The organism is Curtobacterium pusillum, from assembly GCF_007673235.1.
Lineage (GTDB): Bacteria > Actinomycetota > Actinomycetes > Actinomycetales > Microbacteriaceae > Curtobacterium > Curtobacterium pusillum_C.
Genome location: NZ_VDZH01000006.1, coordinates 88618 through 107105 on the forward strand (window position 1 = coordinate 88618; position 18488 = coordinate 107105).

The window sequence follows — 18488 nt, forward strand, 5'->3', positions numbered from 1 at the left end:
TTGCAGTGCAGGGTTCCGGAAGAGCGAGTCCTACGGGGCCGCGTCCCGCGTCGTCGTGGCGATCCGGTAGATCGAGGTCGTCGCCGCGAGGAACAGGGTCGTGCCGTCGTCTCCGCCGAAGCAGAGGTTCGCCACCGTCTCCGGAACGTCGATCTGCCCGAGCCGTCGCCCGGACGGGTCGAACACCACCACGCCCCGGTGCGACGACGACCACACGTTGCCGTGCACGTCGACGCGGATGCCGTCCGGAGCACCCTCGCCGGGCTCGAGACGGGCGAACACGCGACCGTTCTTCAGGCGGGCGCCGTCGCGGTCGTAGACACGGATGACCGGCTCGTCGGACGACGAACTCGCGATGTACAGGATCCGTTCCGTCGGGTCGAACGCCAACCCGTTCGGCTCGTCGAGGTCGACCGCCACCGGACGGAGGTCCTCGCCGGCGGCGCCGCAGCGGAACACCCAGTGGTCGCCGTACTCCCGCTCGCCGGGGTGCCCCTCGCGCGGCTGCGTGATGCCGTACGCGGGGTCGGTGAACCAGACGCTGCCGTCCCGGGCCACGACGACGTCGTTCGGGGAGTTCAGCCGGACGCCGTTCCACGAATCGACGATCGGGGTGACGGTGCCGTCCCGGTCGCGCTCGACCCGCCGGAGACCGTGCGAGCACTGCACCACACTGCCGTCCCGGTCGAGGGTGCGACCGTTCGTGAACTCGACCCCCTCGGCGTAGGCGTCGACCGCCCCGGTGTCGGCGTGCCACTGCAGGATGCGGTCGCCCGGGATGTCGGACCACCTGAGGGTCCTGGTCGCGGGGATCCAGCACGGCCCCTCGGCCCAGGTGCTGCCCGTGGCGATCCGTTCGAGCGCGGTGGGGTCGGGAACGATGTCGGTCAGCCCGTCGGGCACGTCGTCATGCACGGCGCCAGCGTATGCCGGTTCAGTCGATCTCGGGCTCCCGGAAGCGCTCGAGGAAGTCGCGGTGCGTCGGCGCGTAGAGCTCTCGCAGCGCCGCCCGCGCAGCGTCGGGGTCATCGGCGACGAAAGCGTCGTGCACTGACTCGACACCGCGGCGGAGCCATTCGGTGTCGATGGGCGTCGTCGAGTCGCCCGGGGCGAGGAAGCGTGCGAGCTCGGCGTCGATCCGGCGCACCTGTCGTTCGAGTTCCGGGTTCCCGATCCGGTTCGTGAGGACGTCGAAGAACGCACCGATGCCGCGGGCGATGCGCGGGCCGTCCCCGGCCTCGACGCCCGCCGCGACCTCGGCTCGCTGGGTCGCGAGCTCGTCGGCGACGCCCGGGGCGTCCGATCCGATCAGCCGGACCACGGCGTACTCGTTGCAGATCCCGGACACGAACAGGGCACGGTTCGTCCGCTCCGGCGCGAGTTCGGCGACGGTGGTCTGCCGACCGGCTGACATCTCGATCAGGCCGGACTCGGCGAGACGGATCAACGCGTGCCGGATCGGCGTGCGGGACATGCCGAGCCACTCCATCAGCTCGTCGTCGCGCAGCACCTCACCCGGGACGAGCTGACTCGTCTGGATCGCCTGGAACAGGGCGTCGTACGCCCGGTCACGGAGGAAGGTACGGCCGGCGGGCTGCGCGGCGCTCCCGGGGAGCGGCATCAGATCGTCTCCTGGGCAGGTGCGTCGAGCACGGTTCGCGGGTGGGCGTCGTGCGCGTCGAACCAGCGGCGGAGGACGGCTTCCGTGCGGTCGCCGTCACCGTCCGTCACCGCTGCGGCGAATCCGTCGAGGTCGAGCTCGTCGAGCGTCGGCGCGTGTTCGGGTGCGATCGTCCAGGTCCGGAGCACGTGCGGGACGAGTTCGTCCCACGCCTGACGGAGTCGCGGGTTGCCGATGACCCCGACGAGCACGTCGAAGACGCCGTCCGTCGCGACCAGCTGGGCCGCCGACCGCACCGACCGCGTGCGGCGTGCCACCGCGTCGCGCTGCGTGGCCGTCGCCACCGGGACCACGATCCGCGAGGAGACGGCGAGGAGCTCCCCGAGCAGGGAGAACGACGAGGACGCCCGCTGGGGGTCGAGCTCGGCGACGAGCGTCCCGCGTTGCGGCAGCACGTCGATGAGCCCCACGGCGGCCAGCCGGTCGATCGCCTCGCGCACCGGGGTCCGGGACGCGTTGGCCCACGACTCGACCTCGGACTCACTGATCGTCTCGCCCGGCTGCAGCTCCCCGCTCACGATCGCGTCGCGCAGTTTCGCGAACACGACGTCACGGAGCAGGAGTCGCTTCGCGGGACGGGTCGGCTTCGGGATCGGCATGAACACAGCGTAGAGCCCTCATCGGATATCAGATACTGCGGTGAGAGCGCCGCGTGTCGGCGTCCATGGGGTTGGTGGCGGTCGAAGTCCGGAGCCGTCGGGTCTCAGGTGCCGTCGACGATCTCCCGCATGGCCGCCGCCGCGGCAGCGGCGTCACCGCTCGCGATCGCACGAGCGACCGCGACGTGCAGTGCGACGTCGTGCAAGTCCGGCCCGATGCCGGCGCGCTCGTCGAGTGCGCGGGCGACGACTCCGCCCAGGCGGCGGAACACCGCGTTCCCCGACATCCCCAGGATGCTGCGGTGCAGCTCGCGATCGGCCTGGAGGAACGCGGCCGCGTCGTCGGGACCGGTGGCGGCGGCGAGACGGTCGGCGGCGGCGAGCAGCGCCTCCAGTCGGTCCTGGCAGGACGCGTCCGACGCGCGCTCCGCGGCTGCCGCCGCCGCAGCGGGTTCGATCGCGCGCCGCAGCGCGCGCAGTTCGGCGAGCACCCGGTCGCGGTCCGAGCCGGCGAGCCGCCATCCGACCACGCGCGGGTCGGTGACGTCCCACATGCCGATCGGCACCGCGACGACACCGACGCGGCGGCGGGCCGTCAGCAGGCCGAGGCCGACCAGGACGCGGACGGCCTCGCGGACGATGCTGCGACTCGCGCCGGTGCGCTCCGCGAGCTGGTCGATGCTGCGACGTTCCCAGGCGGGGTGCGCTCCGGTGACGACGGCGCTGCCCAGCTCGTCGAGCACCCGGTCGAACGTGCTGGTCACCGCTGCGACACCGGGCTCACGACGAGTTCGTCGATGCGCACGTGTGCGGGCGACCCCAGCACGAACGCGACGGTGCGGGCGATGTCCGACGGCTGGAGCATGACGGCGCGCGCGGCGACGTCCGGTACCGAGGGCCGCTGGGCGAGGAAGTCGGTCGCGACGTCACCAGGGCAGAGGTGCGTGGCGCGGACCCCGTGCGGCGCCTCCTGCTGGTTGAGGGTGCGGACGACGGAACCGAGCGCCGTCTTGCTCGCCGAGTAGGCGACCCCGGCGCCCGGCTGGAACGACCACCCGGCGTACGAGGACACCACGACGACCACCCCGCCGGACTCGCGCAGCGCGGGGAGCGCCGCGTCGACGACGGTGACGACGGCCGTGAGGTTCGTGTCCACGATCGCGCGGAAGTCGGGCACCGACTGGTCGTCCCACCGACGCCGTGGGGTGTTCAGCCCGGCGGCGAGCACGAGCCCGTCGAGCCGCCCGTGCTCGGCGAGCACCGCGTCCCGGGCGGCGCGCACGGCGTCGTCGTCGGAGACGTCGAGCGGCAGGGCCCAGGCCGAGCCGCCGTCGGCGCGGACCGCCCCGACGACCTCGTCGAGCGCCTCGGGTCGTCGACTGCTGACCACCACGGTCCAGCCGTCGGCCGCGGCCGCCCGGGCACTCGCGGCACCCATGCCGCTGCCGCCACCGGTGATCCACAGGACTCGCTGCTCCGTCATGCTGGAATAGTATGCCTATTGCAGTCGCCGACGACGCGAGGTCACGGCCTGCCCGACGAACAGGAGCGCCCGATGCACCTCGACCTGACCGACCGTGTCGTCATCGTGACCGGGGCCGCGCGCGGCATCGGGCACCGCATCGCCTCCCGCTTCGCCGACGAGGGAGCGCGCGTCGTCGCCCTGGACCTCGCGTTCGAACAGGACTTCCCGCTCGAGCACGTGGTCTGCAACGTCGCCGATCCCGCATCCGTCAGCGCCGCCGTCGACACCGTCGTCGAACGACACGGCACGATCGACGTCCTCGTGAACAACGCGGGCATCAACGTCGAGGGCACGGTGGCCGAGCTGGAGTGGGACGCCTGGCGCCGCTGCATGGACGTCAACCTCGGCGGGACGTTCCTGATGAGCCAGGCCGTCGCCCCGGTGATGCAGGCGGCGGGGCGGGGCCGGATCATCAACGCGGCGTCCTTCGCGGCGATCGTGCCGAGCGTCGGCAGCGCCGCCTACGCGGCCTCGAAGTCGGCCGTCGTGGCGTTCACCCGGGTGCTCGCGTCGGAGCTCGGGCCGTGGGACATCACCGTGAACGCGTACGCGCCGGGCATGGTGCCGACGGCGATGAACGGCTTCGCGACGATGCCGACCGAGGCACAGGACCGGCTGCTCGACACGCTGTCGCTCCGGCGGTGGGAGACCCCGGACGACGTCGCGGACCTGCTGGTGTTCGTGGCGAGCGACGCGGCGGGCTACATCACCGGGACACTGCTCGACGTGTCCGGCGGCAAGCTCGCGACGCAGATCCCGTCCCGGGCGCACGGGCGCTGACGACGGCGAGGCGCGGGCGCGCTCAGCGCAGCATGCGTTCGAGCAGGTCGCGCAGCGCGCGTCGGTCGTCGATGGCCAGCCGGGTCGTCAGGGGCAGCAGCGCATCGCGCATCGCCGCCTCGAGCGACCGCGCGACCTCGAGGCCGGCCTCGGTGATCACGACGTCCACCGCGCGGGCATCCTCGGCGTTCGGCTCCCGAGCCAGCAGTCCCTTGGCGGACGCGCGAGCCACCAGTCCGGTCATCGTCGATCGTTCGAGCCCGAGGTAGTCCGCCAGGTCGCCGATCCGCAGCCGACGATCGCGCAGGATCGCGAGCACCCGGAGCTGCGTCAAGGAGACCCCGGCGTCCGCGGCGATCCCGGTCAACGCCCCCATGGTCCGGAACGCGGTCTCGCCCAGTGCGTCGACGAGCAGCTCGTCCTCGGTCATCTCCTGCATCTCCCCAGCCTACTTGACTCATTTCGTGTTGCGAACTAATTTTTTTCGTAACACGAATCATCAGGAGGACACCATGCACGCAGCAGTCGTCACCACCTTCGGCCACGCCCCCACCTGGCAGGAGTTCGCGGAGCCCACCCCGGCGGACGGCGAGGTCGTCGTCGAGGTCGTCGCCGCCGGACTCCACCCGCGCGTCCGCTCGCAGGCCGACGGATCCCACTACACGAGCGAGGGCGCGCTCCCCCTGGTCCCCGGCGTCGACGGCGTCGGGCGCTTCCCGGACGGCTCCCTCCGCTACTTCGCCGTCGCCAGCGACACCCGCGGCTCGATGGCCGAACGCGTCGCCGTCGACCCGCGCGCGAGCGTCGCCCTGCCCGACGGCGCCGACCCGGTCACGATCGCCGCTGGTGCCAACCCGGTGATGTCGTCGTGGGTCGCCCTCCGCCGGCGGATCGCGTTCGAGCCCGGCAGTCGCGTGCTCGTCCTCGGCGCGACCGGGGCGTCCGGCACCGCCGCGGTGCAGGTCGCGAAGCACCTCGGCGCATCGCACGTGGTCGCGAGCGGCCGTGACGCAGCCCGGCTCGCCGCGCTCCGCGAGCTCGGCGCCGACGTGGTCGTCCCGCTCGACGACGTGGAGGGCGTCGCCGCCGCTGCCGCCGACGTGGACGTCGTCGTCGACTACGTCTGGGGGCAGCCCGCAGCGGACGTCATGCGAGCACTCGTCACGGCCCGCTCCGACCGTGGTCGTCGCCTCGACTGGGTCGCGATCGGGTCGACGGCCGGCCAGGAGGCACGGATCCCGTCCGCCGCGCTCCGTGCGTCCGGCCTCACCATCGTCGGGAGCGGCCAGGGCTCGGTCGGTCGTGCCGCGTTCGTCGCGGAGCTGCCCGGGATCGTCGCGGCGATCGCGGACGGCACGATCCGTGTCGACGCGACGGGCGTGCGGTTCGCGGAGGTCGAGGCGGCCTGGGCCGGACAGGGCGCCGCGGGCGCGGGCAGAGTGGTGTTGACAGCCTGACCCCCGCGCGGGCTCCCTGTCCGCCTACTCAGGTTCTCCACATCGGCCGCTTCGTAAGCTGTGAGGGCCCAGTGAGCCGGACTGCAGCCCGACCCCGAGGAGGTGCCCGATGGTCACCGTCCTCGTCGCGTTCGCGGTCGTCGCCCTGATCGTCCCCGCCCTGACCCCCGCCCTCGGCCGCCGCGTGTTCTACGTGGCGGCCCTCGCACCGGCAGCGGCCGCGGTCCTCACCGTGGCCCAGACCCGGACCGCGTTGGACGGAGGCGCCACCGAGCGGTTCGGGTGGATCCCGCAACTCGACCTCGCGATCGCGCTGCGGATGGACGCCCTGTCGTGGGTGCTCGCCCTCGTGGTGTCGGTGGTCGGCGCCCTCGTGCTCGTCTACTGCGCGTCGTACTTCGGCCGCGACGAACCCGGACTGGGTCGGTTCGCCGGCGTCCTCACCGCCTTCGCCGGGTCGATGTACGGCCTGGTGGTCGCCGACGACGTCATCGTCCTGTTCGTCCTGTGGGAAGCCACCACGGTCTTCTCCTACCTGCTCATCGGCCACGACTCGGTGAAGCGCGCCAGCCGTGCGGCGGCGATGCAGGCCCTCGTCGTCACCACGGCCGGTGGGCTCGCGATGCTGGCCGGACTGGTGATGCTGTCGGTCACGGCGGGCACGACCTCGCTCTCCGGGATCATCGCCGATCCGCCGTCCGGCACGATCGTCTCCGTCTCCGTGGTCCTCGTGCTGCTCGGTGCCCTGACGAAGTCCGCGATCGTCCCGTTCCACTTCTGGCTCCCGGCCGCGATGGCCGCGCCCACCCCGGTCAGCGCGTACCTGCACGCCGCGGCGATGGTGAAGGCGGGCATCTACCTCGTCGCCCGCCTCGCCCCCGCGTTCGCGCTGCTCGAGGGGTGGCGGGAGACCATCACGCTGCTCGGAGTCGCCGGCATGCTCATCGGCGGGTACCGGGCGCTCCGACAGACGGACGTCAAGCTCCTGCTCGCCTACGGCACGGTCGCGCAGCTCGGGTTCCTCGTGCTCGCGGCCGGGTGGGGAGCCCCCGCGGTCGCGCTCGGCGGGGTCGCCCTCCTCGTGGCGCACGCGGCGTTCAAGTCGACCCTGTTCCTCGTCGTCGGCGCGATCGACCACGTCACCGGCACCCGCGACCTCGCCAAGCTGAGCGGCCTCGGTCGGAAGCTCCCGTGGCTCGCGGTGGTGGCGGTGCTCGCGCTGCTGTCCATGGCCGGCATCCCGCCGACGATCGGGTTCGTCGCGAAGGAGGCCGTCCTCACCGGGTTCATCGAGTCGCTGCACGGTCCCGATGCCGGCTGGGCCTGGTTCGCGCTCGTCGGCGTGACGATCGGCTCGGTGCTGACCGTGGCCTACTCGCTCCGGTTCCTCTGGGGCGCGTTCGCCCGGAAGCCCGGCGTCCCCGACACGGAGCCGCACGCCCTGCACGGGCTCGGTGTCGTCCCGTCGGTCCTCGCGCTCACCGGTCTCGCCCTGGGGATCGCGACCCCGTTCGTGGCGCACGGCCTCGAGCCCGCGGCGCGCGCCGCTGCACTCCCCGGCGAGGTTCCGCACCTCGCGCTCTGGCACGGTCTCGAGCCGGCGCTCGGCCTGTCCGCGATCACGCTCGTCGGCGGTCTCGCGCTGTTCGCCCTGCGCCGCCCGGTCGAGGCGCTGCAGCACCGCCTGGCGGGGTTCCCGAGCGCGTCGAGCATCTACCGGCACGTCATGCGCGGACTCGACCGTGGCGCGACCGCCCTCACCGCCGGGGTCCAGCGCGGTTCGCTCCCCTACTACCTGACGGTCATCCTGTCGGTGTTCGTCGCCGGCGCCCTCGTCAACCTGGTGATCGGCGGCCCGTGGGCGTTCCACGTCCGGTTCGCCGACTCGTGGGGTCAGATCCCCGTGGTCATCGTGATGTCGGTCGCCGCGATCGCCGTGCTCACCGCGAAGACCCGGTTCGCGGCGGCGGTGCTCGTCGGGGTGACCGGGTACGGCATGTCCGTGCTGTTCGTCCTGCACGGCGCGGTCGACCTCGCCCTGACGCAGATGGTGGTCGAGACGGTGACGCTCATCGCGTTCGTGCTCGTGCTCCGCCGGCTCCCCCCGCGGATCGCGACGACGAACCCGTCCCGCTTCCGGATCGTCCGGGCACTGTTCGCCGCACTCGCGGGCGTGACGCTCGCGATCGTGGTGGTCGTCGCCGCGTCGGCCCGCACCGCCGAGCCGCTCTGGCCCGACCTGCCGGCGCTGACGAGCTCGTTCGGCCACGGCCTGAACGTGGTGAACGTGGCGTTGGTGGACCTCCGCGGCTGGGACACCCTCGGCGAGCTGACGGTCGTGGTCGCCGCGGCCACCGGTGTCGCGAGCCTGATCTTCGTGAACTCGCGGGAGGACACGCTCCCCCGGCTCCGCGACCTCCCCTCGACGGTGACGGCCGACAAGCACCGTCCCGACGGCGAGCCCCGCGCCTGGCTGCCGACGAGCGCCGCGATCCCGACCGGACGCTCGGCCCTCCTCGACGTCGTCGTCCGGCTGCTGTTCCACGGCTTGATCGTGCTGTCGGTGTACCTGCTGTTCGCCGGGCACAACGCGGCGGGCGGCGGCTTCGCGGGCGGCCTCGTCGCGGGTATCGCGCTCGCGGCCCGGTACCTCGCCGGTGGTCCGGCCGAACTCGGCGCCGCGGCTCCGGTGCGCGCCGGCCGGCTGCTCGGGCTCGGCGTCGCCACGGCCGCGATCACCGCGCTCGTGCCGATGTTCTTCGGCAAGGAGGCCCTGTACTCGGAGTTCTTCGAGGCGACCGTCCCCGTGCTCGGGCACGTGGAGTTCGTCACCGCGACGTTCTTCGACATCGGCGTGTACCTCGTCGTCGTCGGCCTCGTGCTCGACGTCCTCCGCAGCCTCGGCGCCGAGGTCGACCGGCAGCGCCTGGCCGACGCCTCGACGCCCGTGCAGGACATGACCGAGATCCCCACCCCGGAAGGGAGCGCCACGTGACCGTCACCCTCGTGCTCGTCATCGCGATGGCGGTGCTGTTCTCCTGCGGGGTCTACCTGCTGCTCGAACGCTCGCTGACCCGGATGCTGCTCGGCTTCCTGCTGCTCGGCAACGCGCTCAACCTGCTGCTCCTCGTGATGTCCGGTGCCGCCGGGGACCCGCCGATCGGCAAGTCGTCCGAGGGCATCGCCGACCCGCTGCCGCAGGCCTTCGCCCTCACCGCGATCGTGATCACCTTCGCGGTCAGTGCGTTCCTGCTCGCCCTCATCCACCGCTCCTGGAAGCTGTCCCGCGCCGACGAGGTCGAGGTCGACGAGGCCGACGTCGCGATCGGCCGAGAACGCGACGAGGACGCCGACGACGACACGTCGGACGACGATCCCGAGACCACCACCGACGCTGAACAGGAGGCGACCCGATGACCTGGCTCGTCCCGCTCCTCGTCCTCGTCCCGCTGCTCGGTGCCGCGGTCGCGCTCGGACTCCTCAACCACCAGAAGCTCCAGCGGGCGATCACCGTCGTGGTGCTCGTGGTCGCACTGGCGGTCGCCGCGACGCTCATGGTGCTCGTGGACCAGCACGGCACCATCGTCGTGCAGGTCGGCGGGTGGGAGGCCCCGTACGGCATCTCGCTCGTGGTCGACCGGCTGAGCGCGCTGCTGCTCACCGTGAGCGCGAGCGTGCTCCTCATCGTCCTGTTGTTCTCGATCGGGCAAGGGCTCGCCGCGGACGACGGCGAGGCACCGGTCACGATCTTCTACCCGACGTACCTCGTGCTGGCCGCGGGCGTGCTCGATTCCTTCATCGCCGGGGACCTGTTCAACCTGTACGTGGCGTTCGAGATGCTCCTGGTGGCGAGCTACGTGCTCATCACCCTGGGCGGCAGCGAGCAGCGTGTCCGGGCCGGGACGACGTACATCGTGACGAGCCTCATCGCGTCGGCGATCTTCCTCGCGGCGATCGGCCTCGTCTACGGCGCGACCGGCACCGTGAACATCGCGCAGATCAGCGAGCGGATGGCGGTGCTGCCCGAGCACGTGCAGCTGCTGATCCACACGATGCTGCTCATCGGCTTCGGCATCAAGGCGGCGGTGTTCCCACTGGCGTTCTGGCTGCCCGACTCGTACCCGACGGCTCCGGCGCCGGTGACGGCGGTCTTCGCGGGCCTGCTGACGAAGGTCGGCATCTACGCGATCATCCGGCTCGAGACGATCATCTTCCCGAGGCCACAGCTCAACACCGTGCTGCTGATCGTGGCGATCCTGACGATGGTGGTCGGCGTGCTCGGCGCGGTGTCGCAGACCGACGTGAAACGGCTGCTGTCCTTCACGCTCATCAGCCACATCGGGTTCATGGTGATGGGCATCGGCCTCGGCTCGGTCGTGGGCACGGCCGCGGCGGTGTTCTACACGGTGCACCACATCGTCGTGCAGACCACGCTCTTCCTGGTCTCGGGGTTGATGGAACGGGTCGGCGGGACCACCTCGACGCGGTCCCTCGGCGGGCTGCTCAAGGCCTCTCCGCTCCTGGCCGCGCTGTACCTCGTCCCCGCGTTCAACCTCGGCGGCATCCCGCCGTTCTCCGGGTTCATCGGGAAGCTCGGGCTGTTCCGCGCCGCGGCGATCGACGGCTCGCCCCTGGCGTACGCGACCATCGCCGCCGGCGTCGTGACGAGCCTCCTCACCCTCTACGCGCTCATGCGCGTCTGGGACGCCGCCTTCTGGCGGCCGCGGCCGGCGGCCGAGGCCGCGGCGCCGCACGCGAGCGTGGCCGAGCCGCACGCGCACCTGCGGTCCCCGGAGCCCGCCCCGCTGACCGTGTCCGAGGACACGGGCAAGGCGTTCCACCCGGGGCCCACGCCGCCGGTTCCGGACGGACGCGCCAGCGGCCGGCCGGCCGTGCCGGTGGGGAGAGGCACGACAACCGTCACCGACGCACCGCACGCGAGTCGCGCCTCCAGTCCGGACACCGCGCCGACGGTCACGCAGGACGGCGTCGGTGAGGCACCCGCCCGCGTGAAGCTGCCGCGCATGCTCGTCGGCGTGACCGCGGTCGCAGTCCTCGGGTCGGTCGCCCTGACGGTCGTCGCCGGCCCGCTCTACGGCTACGCGACCCGCGCGGCCGAGTCGCTCGAGTCGCCCGACCGGTACGTGCAGGCGGTCCTCGGAGGTGAGCGATGAGTGACACCCGCCGCATCACCAACGCCCGCCGGATCGCCGTCGCCTGGCGCTACGACGTCCCGCTCGTCGCCGGGCTCACCGTCCTCTGGGCACTGCTCTGGGGTTCGTGGACACCACTGACGCTGCTGTGCGGCATCGTCGTGGCCCTGCTCGTGACGCAGGCGCTCCCGCTCCCACCCGTGCCGCTGTCGCCCCGGTTCTCGATCGTGCACTTCCTGTGGTTCCTGGTGGTGTGGTCGGGGCTCGTCGTGCTCGCGTCGTTCCGGGTCGCCTGGGTGGCCCTCCGTCCGCGCGGCGTCCGGCGCAGCTCGATCACCCTGCTGCAGTTGCACACCACGTCCGAGATGACCTTCACGCTGGCGACGCTCGCGATCTCGCTCGTGCCGGGGTCGTACGTCGCCGATGTCGACCTGCGTCGTCGACGGCTGCTGCTGCACGTGCTCGACACCGAACGCATCGAACAGGTCGACGCGGCACGGCGCGAGGCCCTCGGGATCGAGGCCATGGTCATCCGCGCCCTCGGGTCGAAGCAGGACCTGTCCGAACTGTCCGAGCCGCTGCCGGAGGTCACCCGATGAGCGCCGCCGTCGTCGTCATGGGGATCGGGATCGCCCTCGTCCTCGCGCTCCTCGGCGCCACCCTCGCGCTGGCGGTCTTCCGGATCGTGCGGGGCCCCACCATCCTCGACCGCATGATCGGGTCGGACATGGTCCTGACCACCGCGCTCATCGTCATCGGTGCCGCGATGGTCGTGCGGCGGGACCTCACCGGGGTGCCCGTCCTGGTGGTCATCGCCGCGACGAGTGTGTTCGCGACGATCGCCGTGGCCCGGGCAGTCACGCCGTCGTCGGATCCGTCCGACGAGGGGCTCACCGTCACCACACCGGAGCAGGCCACGGAAGGGGATCGCTCGTGATCGACGTCATCCAGGGCTTCATCGACGGCGCGGGGGTCCGCGCCTGGATCGCGATCGGCCTCCTCCTCGTCGGAGCACTGCTGTCCCTCGGCGCGGGCGTCGGGATCGTGCGGTTCCCCGATCCGCTCGTCCGGCTGCACGCCATGGCGAAGCCGCAGGTCCTCGGGCTGGCGTTCGCGCTGGCGGCGATCGTCGTCGCCGTGTGGACGTGGACGGCGCTGTGGGTGGTCCTGCCGATCATGGTGTTCCAGCTGTTCCTCGTACCGGTGTCGACGCACATGATCGCCCGCGCGGGCCTGCGGTCGAACGACTACCGGCACCAGGATCTGCTCGTCGACGACACGGAGTCGTAGACCGCACGCACGGACGGACTGGAGGCACGGTGCCAGCTGACACCGTGCCTCCAGTCCGTCAGCTGGTCACGCAGACCATCAGCTGGTCACGCCGCGACGCGGCAGCAGCAGGTTGACGACCGCTGCGAGCACCACGATCGCCGCGGACGCGGCGGGGATCAGCATCGCCACCGCGGCGCCGTGCTGCTCCGCGACGTCGCCCGCGATCGCCGACGTGAGCGACTGCCCGACGATCACGGCGGACCCGAGGATCGTCATGGTGGTGGCGGAGCGCCCGACGGGCGAGCGGTCCGAGCCGAGGCTGTACTGCGCGACCAGGGTCGGGCCGATGCCGACGCCCATCACGGCGAGGACGATGCCGACGGCGAGCACGGACCCGGCCTGCGAGAACGCGATCGCCCCGCCGAGCAGGACGATGCCGAACACCAGCCACCGCCAGCCGAGGGCGAACCGGCTCGGGAAGGCTGCCGAACCGAGCGCGAGTCCGGCCGACCCGATGCCCATCAGACCGTAGAGGAGTCCAGCCTGCGACGGCTCGCCGTGGGTCTCCATGAAGGCCGTCAACGAGGTCAGCGTCGACCCGAAGAACATGCCGACGCCGAGGATCCCGATCACCACGACCACGAGCCGGGGGCGGAGGAGTTCGCGGGCGGGTGCCTGCACGAGTTCTTCGTGGTGGCCGAGCACGAGCTTGCCGGTCGGGTGCAGGGCGAACGCGGTGACGAACACGAACGTCAGCGCCGAGGCTCCGGCGACGGCGACCCATGGCGCGATCGCACTCGCCAGGAGCCCGACCAGGAACGGCCCGATGATGAAGACGGTCTCGTCGGCGGCCGACTCGTACGCCATCGTGCCGCTGAGGACCTTGCCGCGCCGACCAGGGGCCATGCGCTGCCCGATGATCGCGACGAGCCGCGTGCGGGACATCGGAGCGACCTGCGGTGCGGACGCGCCGATGCAGAACGCCATCGCGAGCACCGCGAGGTCGGGCGCGGTGCCGGTCACGACCAAGGGGAACACCCCGAGCAGCACGGCGTTCACCAGGCCGACGGGGACGAGCACGGTGCGCTGGCCGAACCGGTCGGCTGCTGCGCCGACCATCGGGCCGAACACCGCCGCGCCGATGCCGACGGAAGCAGAGTTGATGCCGCCGAGGGCGACCGAGTCGCGAGCGGAGACGACGAGCGTCAGCACCCCGACGACCATCATGGCGAACGGGAGCCGGGCGATGAACGCGACCGGGAAGTACCACCGCCCGGCATGGGAGATGAGCGAGCGGTCGTCCGCCGCGGAGGCAGGCGGAGCAGAACTGGTCTGGAGCATGGGGTGTGCCTTCTCGGCCCGTCCCGGTGCTGCGGGGGCGGACCCATCGGGTGCCGCCGTTGTCCGCCGGGGTGCCGACGGCCGGTAGATACACACTGCGTGTAGGTGGAGCCCGCCCAGGGTACCAGCGGTAACGGTTCGTCACCCGGGGCCCACGGGGCGAACGGTCCTCATATCGTGGCGCGCATGGAACAGCGACGCATGGGGCGGACGGGCGCTCCCGTGAGCGCGCTGACCCTCGGGAGCAGGGCCCTCGTCCCCGTCGCGGAACGGGATGCTGACGACGCCGTGCGGTTGGTCCACGAGACACTCGCCCGCGGCGTCACCTCGGTGGACGTGTCCGACGCGGACGGAGCCGGGCTCGCCGAGAGCGTCGTGGGAGCGGCACTCGGTGACCGGCGGGACGACGTCTTCCTGTCCGTCCGGTTCGGCGACCCGGTCGACCGGGACCCCTCGCACCACGGCAACGGCCGCCGCTGGATGTTCCGCGCGGTCGAACGCAGCCTGACCCGGCTCGGCACGGACGTGATCGACCTGTACCAACCCGCGCACCCGGACCCGGCGACGTCGCTCGACGAGACCCTCGATGCCCTGGCGGACCTGGTGTCGCAGGGCAAGATCCGTGCCTTCGGGATCCCGGGCTTCCCCGCCGAGGAGCTCGTCGAGGCGCAGTGGCTCCGGTCCGGCGGCAAGAGCGTCACCGCGACGCACGCCCCGTACTCGATCCTCACGCGGACGGCGGAGCGCACGACGTTCCCCATCGCCCGCCGGTTCGGCCTCGGTGTGCTCGCCGCGGCCCCGCTCGCCGGTGGGTGGCTCGCCGGCGCGTACCGGAACGGGACCGTTCAACCCCGGTCGCCTCGGGTGGTCGAGGAGCCGCACACCTACGACATCGGCGCTCCGGCGAACCGCCGGAAGCTCGACGTCGCCGACCGGCTGGGGCGGCTCGCGGACGAGTCCGGGCTGACGCTGCTCGAACTCGCGGTCGGCTTCACGCTGACGCACCCGGACGTGTCCTCGGTGGTGATCGGTCCGCGCACGGTCTCGCACGTGGACGCCTACGCGCAGGCGTCCGAGGTGGCGCTCGACGACGGCCTGCTGGACGCGATCGACGTGATCGTGCCGCCCGGGACCCACGTGCTCGAGGGCGACACGGGCGTCGCGTTGCCCGGGCTCACTCGCGAGCGGTTGCGCGGACGCGTCCTCGCCCGCTGACCCCGCGACGCAGGGCGGGCCCGTCGACCGGATCGGTCGGCGGGCCCGTCAGCTCGCAGTCAGCGGTAGGCGACGGCACTCAGGGCCGCGTGCAGCACCATGACCGGCACGGCGAGGGCGTGCGGCGCGCGAGCGGCCGTGCGCTCGAGGCGGCCGAGCATCGCGTCGAGCGCGAGGTCGGTGCGGGCGGTGGTGACGGGCTGCAGGATCGTGGCCATGGTGTGGACCTCCGGGTCGGGGAGCCGTCCCTTCCGGCTCACAGGACTAAAATATTGCACACCAGATGATTCGTCAACTGTTGTTCCTTCGACCCGGCGCTGGTCGGTCAGGATCGGAGAAGCACGCCCGGCGCCGCCTTCTCCGACGAGGAACGCGCCGCGGGTCCACGCCGACCTAGGATCTCGACCATGGTGGAGATCCCGCAGCCGAAGCCGACGGACCTGCTCACGATCGGCGAGGTCGTCGGACGGACCGGGGTCGCCGCGTCGGCGCTGCACTTCTACGAGCGCAAGGGCCTCATCCACCCCGAGCGCACGGCCGGCGGCACACGGCTGTACCCGCGGCACGTCGAGCGGCGCATCGCGATCATCCAGGTCGCCAAGCGGCTCGGCATCCCGTTGAGCGAGGTCGCCGAGCAGTTCGCGACGCTCCCCTCCGACCGCATGCCGTCCCTCCGCGACTGGAACCGGCTGAACGAGCGGTGGCGCGCGCGACTCCGCGCGCGGCAGCTCGAGCTCGAGCGCCTGCAGCAGGAGATGACGCAGTGCATCGGCTGCGGGTGCGTCTCGTTGAACGCGTGCCTGGTCATGAACCCCGGGGACCACCTCGGCGCCGAGGGGCGCGGGGCCCGCCGGTTGCTGCCGATCGAGGACGAGGCGCCGGACGCGACCAGCTGACGGCCTGGAGGCGCGTGGCGGCGCCGCACCGTGCCTCCCGTCCGTCAGCGAGTCGCGTCCCGCAACCCCTCGTCGACACGCGTGAGCAGCGCGAACGTCGCGGCGACGTCCCGCTCGTCCCCGGCGAGCGCCGTGCGGAGCACGGTCGCCCAGTGCGCGTGCAGCCGTGCGATGCTCTGCGCGGCGAGCTCGGTCGAGAACAGCTGCACGGTCCGGGCGTCCTCGGGATCAGGTCGACGCTCGACCATCCCCTTCGCGACGAGGGACCCGAGCGCGACGCTGAGGTTGCTTCGCTTGAGCGCCGTCGCCTCGGCCACCGCGCTCGGCGTCGACCCCGGGTTCCGGTCGACCCAGCGCATCACGAGCGCCTCGGTGCCGGTGAGCGGCACGATGTCGAGCGACCGCGCACCGTGCGGGTCGATCTCGCGCGAGATGCGGAGGACGACGTCGGCGAGCTCGGCGAGGAGGTCGTCGGGCGCCGCGGGTTCCATGGGGTCATGGTACCGGCGCGGACAATGAGTTATGATTTCATAATCATGACGACCGACACCGGCTCCATCCGCGCGCACACCGCGCCGCCCACGACCCACCAGCAGGGCATCACGACGGGGCTCCTGCTCGTGCTCGGCCTGCTCAGCGCCGTCGCGCCCTTCGCGACCGACCTCTACCTGCCGGCGTTCCCGCAGATGACCGGTGAGCTGCAGGCCTCCGCGACGACCGTGCAGCTCACCCTCACCGCGTTCCTGGTCGGCGTCACCGCGGGGCAGCTCGTCTTCGGGCCGCTCTCCGACCGGTTCGGCCGGGTCCCGCCGCTCCTCGCCGGGGCAGCGCTCTGCGTGCTCGCGAGCGCCGCTGCCGTGCTCGCGCCGAACGTCGGCGTGCTGGTCGTCGCCCGACTGCTGCAGGGCCTCGGCGGAGCGGCTGGCATGGTGATCGGCCGCGCGGTCATCTCCGACCTCGCGACCGGCAAGCCCGCGGCCCGCGCGTTCTCGCTCATGATGATCGTCGGCGGCGTCGCCCCCGTGGTCGCCCCGCTGCTCGGCGGGCTCCTCACCGGCCCGATCGGCTGGCGCGGCCTGCTCACGATCGTGCTCGGGCTGTCCGTCCTCATGCTCGTGGCGGTGCTCGCGGTCGTGCGCGAGACCCACCTCCGCTCGCACCGCGACGCCCTGCGTGCCGAGCGTCAGGGCTCGGGGTCCCCGCTCCGCGCCCTGCGGTCCCGGACGTTCCTCGGCTACACCGCGGTGTTCGGCTTCGCGTTCGCGGTGATGATGGCGTACATCTCGGCGTCACCCTTCCTGTACCAGGACATGCTCGGGCTCGGCACGGTCGGCTACGGGCTGGCGTTCGGACTGAACGCCCTCGCGTTGATGGGGATCAGCATCCTGTCCGCGAAGCTCACCGCGACCCGCTCCGTCACCGGTGTGCTCACCGTCGGGATCGCCCTCGTGCTCGCGTCCACGGTCGCGTTCGCGGTGCTCGTCGTCACCGGCGCGCCGGTCTTCTGGCTGGCCGTCCCGCTGTTCACGGCGGTGGGGTCGCTCGGACTCGTGCTCGGGAACGCGACCGCGCTGGCGCTCGGCGCGGTGCCGTCCGCTGCCGGGAGCGCCTCGGCCGTGCTCGGTGCACTGCAGTTCGGGCTCGCCGCGCTGGTGTCACCGCTCGTCAGCATCGGTGGCGAGGGCACGGCGGCGCCGCTCGCGATCGTGATGCTCGCGTCCGCCGTGGTCGCCGTGGTCGCCCTCGTGCTGGCCGGAGGCCGAGGCAGCGGCCGTGGCCGTGGCCCGGTCAGCGCGTCCGGGACTCCCGCGGCCGCAGGAACGGGACCTTCGGCATGAGCCAGTCCACCCACACGACCCGCACGCCCGGGGCCACGGCGAGCGCCCACACGATCGAGGCGAGGGCATCCGTCGGGTAGTGCACGGCGTCGATCGACACCGAGAAGAACACGATGACGATCGCGACGATCCCGAGTGTCAGCGCCAGCCGGTGCCACCGGGTGTCGCGGAGGAGCCAGATCAGTGCGATCACGAACGCCGTGATGTAGACCGTGTGCCCGCTCGGGTAGCCGGGGTCCGGCTGCACCGGGAACGGGTGCGGCAGCACGGCGACGTCGGGGCGCGCACGGTGCACGATCTCCTTCACGACCGCCGACGGCACCCACGTGATCGCGATCGTGCCGCCGAAGGCCAGCGCCGGACGGAGGTCCCTGGTGCGCCACCAGATCACCGCCACCACGACGACGGTGATCCCGATCGCCGGGCCGGGGCTGATGACGTGGTAGACCGCCGTGGTGAACGCGCCGATGAACCCGGTGTGCAGGCCGTTCAGCGCCTTCGACAGGCCGATGTCGACGGTGCCGAGGGTGAACCCGACGAGCGTGATGACGATGACCGCGGCGACGGCGATGGCGACCGACGCGAGCGGGTACGGGCTCCGGTCGAGGATCCCGTTCACGTCGGACACTCGTCGGCGGGGGCGGAGCGCTGCGTCGGACATCCCCCCATCGTCCCAGTACCGGCTGCGTCCGCGGCACCGGCGAGCCTCTGAAAGCACTCAGCGCAGCCGC

The 18488-nt window shown here is 72.2% G+C and carries 21 protein-coding genes; 11 read left to right on the plus strand and 10 right to left on the minus strand.

Annotated elements, in window-relative coordinates; translation table 11 throughout:
• Positions 1-30 precede the first annotated feature (30 nt).
• The 5 genes from FS532_RS16270 to FS532_RS16290 all read right to left on the minus strand — a co-directional run bounded on the left by FS532_RS16270 (position 31) and on the right by FS532_RS16290 (position 3763).
• Positions 31-915, minus strand: a complete 885-nt coding sequence (locus FS532_RS16270; protein ID WP_260852780.1) for an SMP-30/gluconolactonase/LRE family protein — start codon at positions 913-915, stop codon at positions 31-33.
• A gap of 19 nt (positions 916-934) precedes the next feature.
• On the minus strand, positions 935-1621 hold the full coding sequence (locus tag FS532_RS16275) for a GntR family transcriptional regulator (protein ID WP_144756672.1): 687 nt from the start codon (positions 1619-1621) through the stop codon (positions 935-937).
• Positions 1621-2280 (minus strand): GntR family transcriptional regulator, encoded by a 660-nt coding sequence (locus FS532_RS16280; RefSeq protein ID WP_144756675.1) that lies wholly within the window; start codon positions 2278-2280, stop codon positions 1621-1623. The genes FS532_RS16275 and FS532_RS16280 overlap by 1 nt, the downstream gene beginning before the upstream one ends.
• 104 nt (positions 2281-2384) lie before the next feature.
• A complete protein-coding gene (locus tag FS532_RS16285; protein WP_144756677.1) occupies positions 2385-3044 on the minus strand; it encodes a FadR/GntR family transcriptional regulator in 660 nt (219 codons plus the stop codon).
• On the minus strand, positions 3041-3763 hold the full coding sequence (locus FS532_RS16290; RefSeq protein WP_144756679.1) for an SDR family oxidoreductase: 723 nt from the start codon (positions 3761-3763) through the stop codon (positions 3041-3043). The genes FS532_RS16285 and FS532_RS16290 overlap by 4 nt, the downstream gene beginning before the upstream one ends.
• A 72-nt stretch (positions 3764-3835) precedes the next feature.
• On the opposite strand from FS532_RS16290, the gene FS532_RS16295 reads away from it, so the two are divergent.
• The gene (locus FS532_RS16295) at positions 3836-4585 is read left to right on the plus strand and encodes an SDR family NAD(P)-dependent oxidoreductase (RefSeq protein WP_144756681.1); all 750 of its coding nucleotides are present in this window, start codon (positions 3836-3838) and stop codon (positions 4583-4585) included.
• Between the two features lie 22 nt (positions 4586-4607).
• Here the strand turns inward: FS532_RS16295 and FS532_RS16300 are convergent, their stop codons facing one another.
• On the minus strand, positions 4608-5024 hold the full coding sequence (locus FS532_RS16300) for a MarR family winged helix-turn-helix transcriptional regulator (RefSeq protein ID WP_144756683.1): 417 nt from the start codon (positions 5022-5024) through the stop codon (positions 4608-4610).
• 73 nt (positions 5025-5097) lie between these two features.
• Between FS532_RS16300 and FS532_RS16305 the strand changes: the two genes are divergently transcribed.
• From FS532_RS16305 to mnhG, 7 genes are all read left to right on the plus strand, one after another.
• Positions 5098-6042 (plus strand): quinone oxidoreductase family protein, encoded by a 945-nt coding sequence (locus FS532_RS16305; RefSeq protein ID WP_144756685.1) that lies wholly within the window; start codon positions 5098-5100, stop codon positions 6040-6042.
• A 109-nt stretch (positions 6043-6151) separates the two neighbouring features.
• Entirely contained in the window at positions 6152-9037 is a 2886-nt protein-coding gene (locus tag FS532_RS16310; protein WP_144756687.1) for a Na+/H+ antiporter subunit A, read from the plus strand.
• Positions 9034-9459 carry a Na(+)/H(+) antiporter subunit C gene (locus tag FS532_RS16315; protein WP_144756689.1) on the plus strand — a complete coding sequence of 142 codons (426 nt, stop codon included), beginning with the start codon at positions 9034-9036 and terminating at the stop codon, positions 9457-9459. The genes FS532_RS16310 and FS532_RS16315 overlap by 4 nt, the downstream gene beginning before the upstream one ends.
• Positions 9456-11216, plus strand: coding sequence for a Na+/H+ antiporter subunit D (locus tag FS532_RS16320; RefSeq protein ID WP_144756691.1), 1761 nt, complete (start codon positions 9456-9458; stop codon positions 11214-11216). The genes FS532_RS16315 and FS532_RS16320 overlap by 4 nt, the downstream gene beginning before the upstream one ends.
• Entirely contained in the window at positions 11213-11794 is a 582-nt protein-coding gene (locus FS532_RS16325) for a Na+/H+ antiporter subunit E (protein WP_144756693.1), read from the plus strand. Before FS532_RS16320 ends, FS532_RS16325 begins: the two co-directional genes overlap by 4 nt.
• Entirely contained in the window at positions 11791-12132 is a 342-nt protein-coding gene (locus FS532_RS16330) for a sodium:proton antiporter (protein ID WP_144756695.1), read from the plus strand. The genes FS532_RS16325 and FS532_RS16330 overlap by 4 nt, the downstream gene beginning before the upstream one ends.
• Positions 12129-12485, plus strand: coding sequence for a monovalent cation/H(+) antiporter subunit G (gene mnhG / locus FS532_RS16335; protein WP_144756697.1), 357 nt, complete (start codon positions 12129-12131; stop codon positions 12483-12485). The genes FS532_RS16330 and mnhG overlap by 4 nt, the downstream gene beginning before the upstream one ends.
• A gap of 78 nt (positions 12486-12563) precedes the next feature.
• Here the strand turns inward: mnhG and FS532_RS16340 are convergent, their stop codons facing one another.
• A complete protein-coding gene (locus tag FS532_RS16340) occupies positions 12564-13808 on the minus strand; it encodes an MFS transporter (RefSeq protein ID WP_144756699.1) in 1245 nt (414 codons plus the stop codon).
• Between the two features lie 186 nt (positions 13809-13994).
• Between FS532_RS16340 and FS532_RS16345 the strand changes: the two genes are divergently transcribed.
• Positions 13995-15023 carry an aldo/keto reductase gene (locus FS532_RS16345; RefSeq protein WP_144756701.1) on the plus strand — a complete coding sequence of 343 codons (1029 nt, stop codon included), beginning with the start codon at positions 13995-13997 and terminating at the stop codon, positions 15021-15023.
• Between the two features lie 59 nt (positions 15024-15082).
• Here the strand turns inward: FS532_RS16345 and FS532_RS16350 are convergent, their stop codons facing one another.
• Positions 15083-15283: a hypothetical protein gene (locus FS532_RS16350; RefSeq protein WP_144756703.1), complete on the minus strand. Its 201-nt coding sequence runs from the start codon at positions 15281-15283 to the stop codon at positions 15083-15085.
• Positions 15284-15430: 147 nt separating this feature from the next.
• Here FS532_RS16350 and soxR point away from each other — a divergent pair, with 147 nt between their 5' ends.
• A complete protein-coding gene (gene soxR, locus FS532_RS16355; protein ID WP_144756705.1) occupies positions 15431-15919 on the plus strand; it encodes a redox-sensitive transcriptional activator SoxR in 489 nt (162 codons plus the stop codon).
• Between the two features lie 44 nt (positions 15920-15963).
• On the opposite strand, the gene FS532_RS16360 is transcribed toward soxR, so the two are convergent.
• A complete protein-coding gene (locus FS532_RS16360) occupies positions 15964-16410 on the minus strand; it encodes a MarR family winged helix-turn-helix transcriptional regulator (RefSeq protein ID WP_144756708.1) in 447 nt (148 codons plus the stop codon).
• 45 nt (positions 16411-16455) lie between these two features.
• Between FS532_RS16360 and FS532_RS16365 the strand changes: the two genes are divergently transcribed.
• Entirely contained in the window at positions 16456-17757 is a 1302-nt protein-coding gene (locus tag FS532_RS16365; protein ID WP_144756710.1) for a multidrug effflux MFS transporter, read from the plus strand.
• On the opposite strand, the gene FS532_RS16370 is transcribed toward FS532_RS16365, so the two are convergent.
• Complete coding sequence (locus tag FS532_RS16370; RefSeq protein WP_144756713.1) at positions 17708-18418, minus strand: phosphatase PAP2 family protein; 711 nt, start codon at positions 18416-18418, stop codon at positions 17708-17710. The two genes, FS532_RS16365 and FS532_RS16370, sit on opposite strands and share 50 nt — an antisense overlap.
• Positions 18419-18488: the final 70 nt, after the last annotated feature.

Coding starts and splice junctions, on each gene's coding strand:
- soxR (WP_144756705.1), top strand. CDS start 15,431: ATGGTGGAGATCCCGCAGCCGAAGCCGACGGACCTGCTCACGATCGGC.
- FS532_RS16305 (WP_144756685.1), top strand. CDS start 5,098: ATGCACGCAGCAGTCGTCACCACCTTCGGCCACGCCCCCACCTGGCAG.
- FS532_RS16320 (WP_144756691.1), top strand. CDS start 9,456: ATGACCTGGCTCGTCCCGCTCCTCGTCCTCGTCCCGCTGCTCGGTGCC.
- FS532_RS16360 (WP_144756708.1), bottom strand. CDS start 16,410: ATGGAACCCGCGGCGCCCGACGACCTCCTCGCCGAGCTCGCCGACGTC.
- FS532_RS16340 (WP_144756699.1), bottom strand. CDS start 13,808: ATGCTCCAGACCAGTTCTGCTCCGCCTGCCTCCGCGGCGGACGACCGC.
- FS532_RS16295 (WP_144756681.1), top strand. CDS start 3,836: ATGCACCTCGACCTGACCGACCGTGTCGTCATCGTGACCGGGGCCGCG.
- FS532_RS16300 (WP_144756683.1), bottom strand. CDS start 5,024: ATGCAGGAGATGACCGAGGACGAGCTGCTCGTCGACGCACTGGGCGAG.
- FS532_RS16370 (WP_144756713.1), bottom strand. CDS start 18,418: ATGTCCGACGCAGCGCTCCGCCCCCGCCGACGAGTGTCCGACGTGAAC.
- FS532_RS16330 (WP_144756695.1), top strand. CDS start 11,791: ATGAGCGCCGCCGTCGTCGTCATGGGGATCGGGATCGCCCTCGTCCTC.
- FS532_RS16280 (WP_144756675.1), bottom strand. CDS start 2,280: ATGCCGATCCCGAAGCCGACCCGTCCCGCGAAGCGACTCCTGCTCCGT.
- FS532_RS16275 (WP_144756672.1), bottom strand. CDS start 1,621: ATGCCGCTCCCCGGGAGCGCCGCGCAGCCCGCCGGCCGTACCTTCCTC.
- FS532_RS16345 (WP_144756701.1), top strand. CDS start 13,995: ATGGAACAGCGACGCATGGGGCGGACGGGCGCTCCCGTGAGCGCGCTG.
- FS532_RS16325 (WP_144756693.1), top strand. CDS start 11,213: ATGAGTGACACCCGCCGCATCACCAACGCCCGCCGGATCGCCGTCGCC.
- FS532_RS16290 (WP_144756679.1), bottom strand. CDS start 3,763: ATGACGGAGCAGCGAGTCCTGTGGATCACCGGTGGCGGCAGCGGCATG.
- FS532_RS16310 (WP_144756687.1), top strand. CDS start 6,152: ATGGTCACCGTCCTCGTCGCGTTCGCGGTCGTCGCCCTGATCGTCCCC.
- FS532_RS16365 (WP_144756710.1), top strand. CDS start 16,456: ATGACGACCGACACCGGCTCCATCCGCGCGCACACCGCGCCGCCCACG.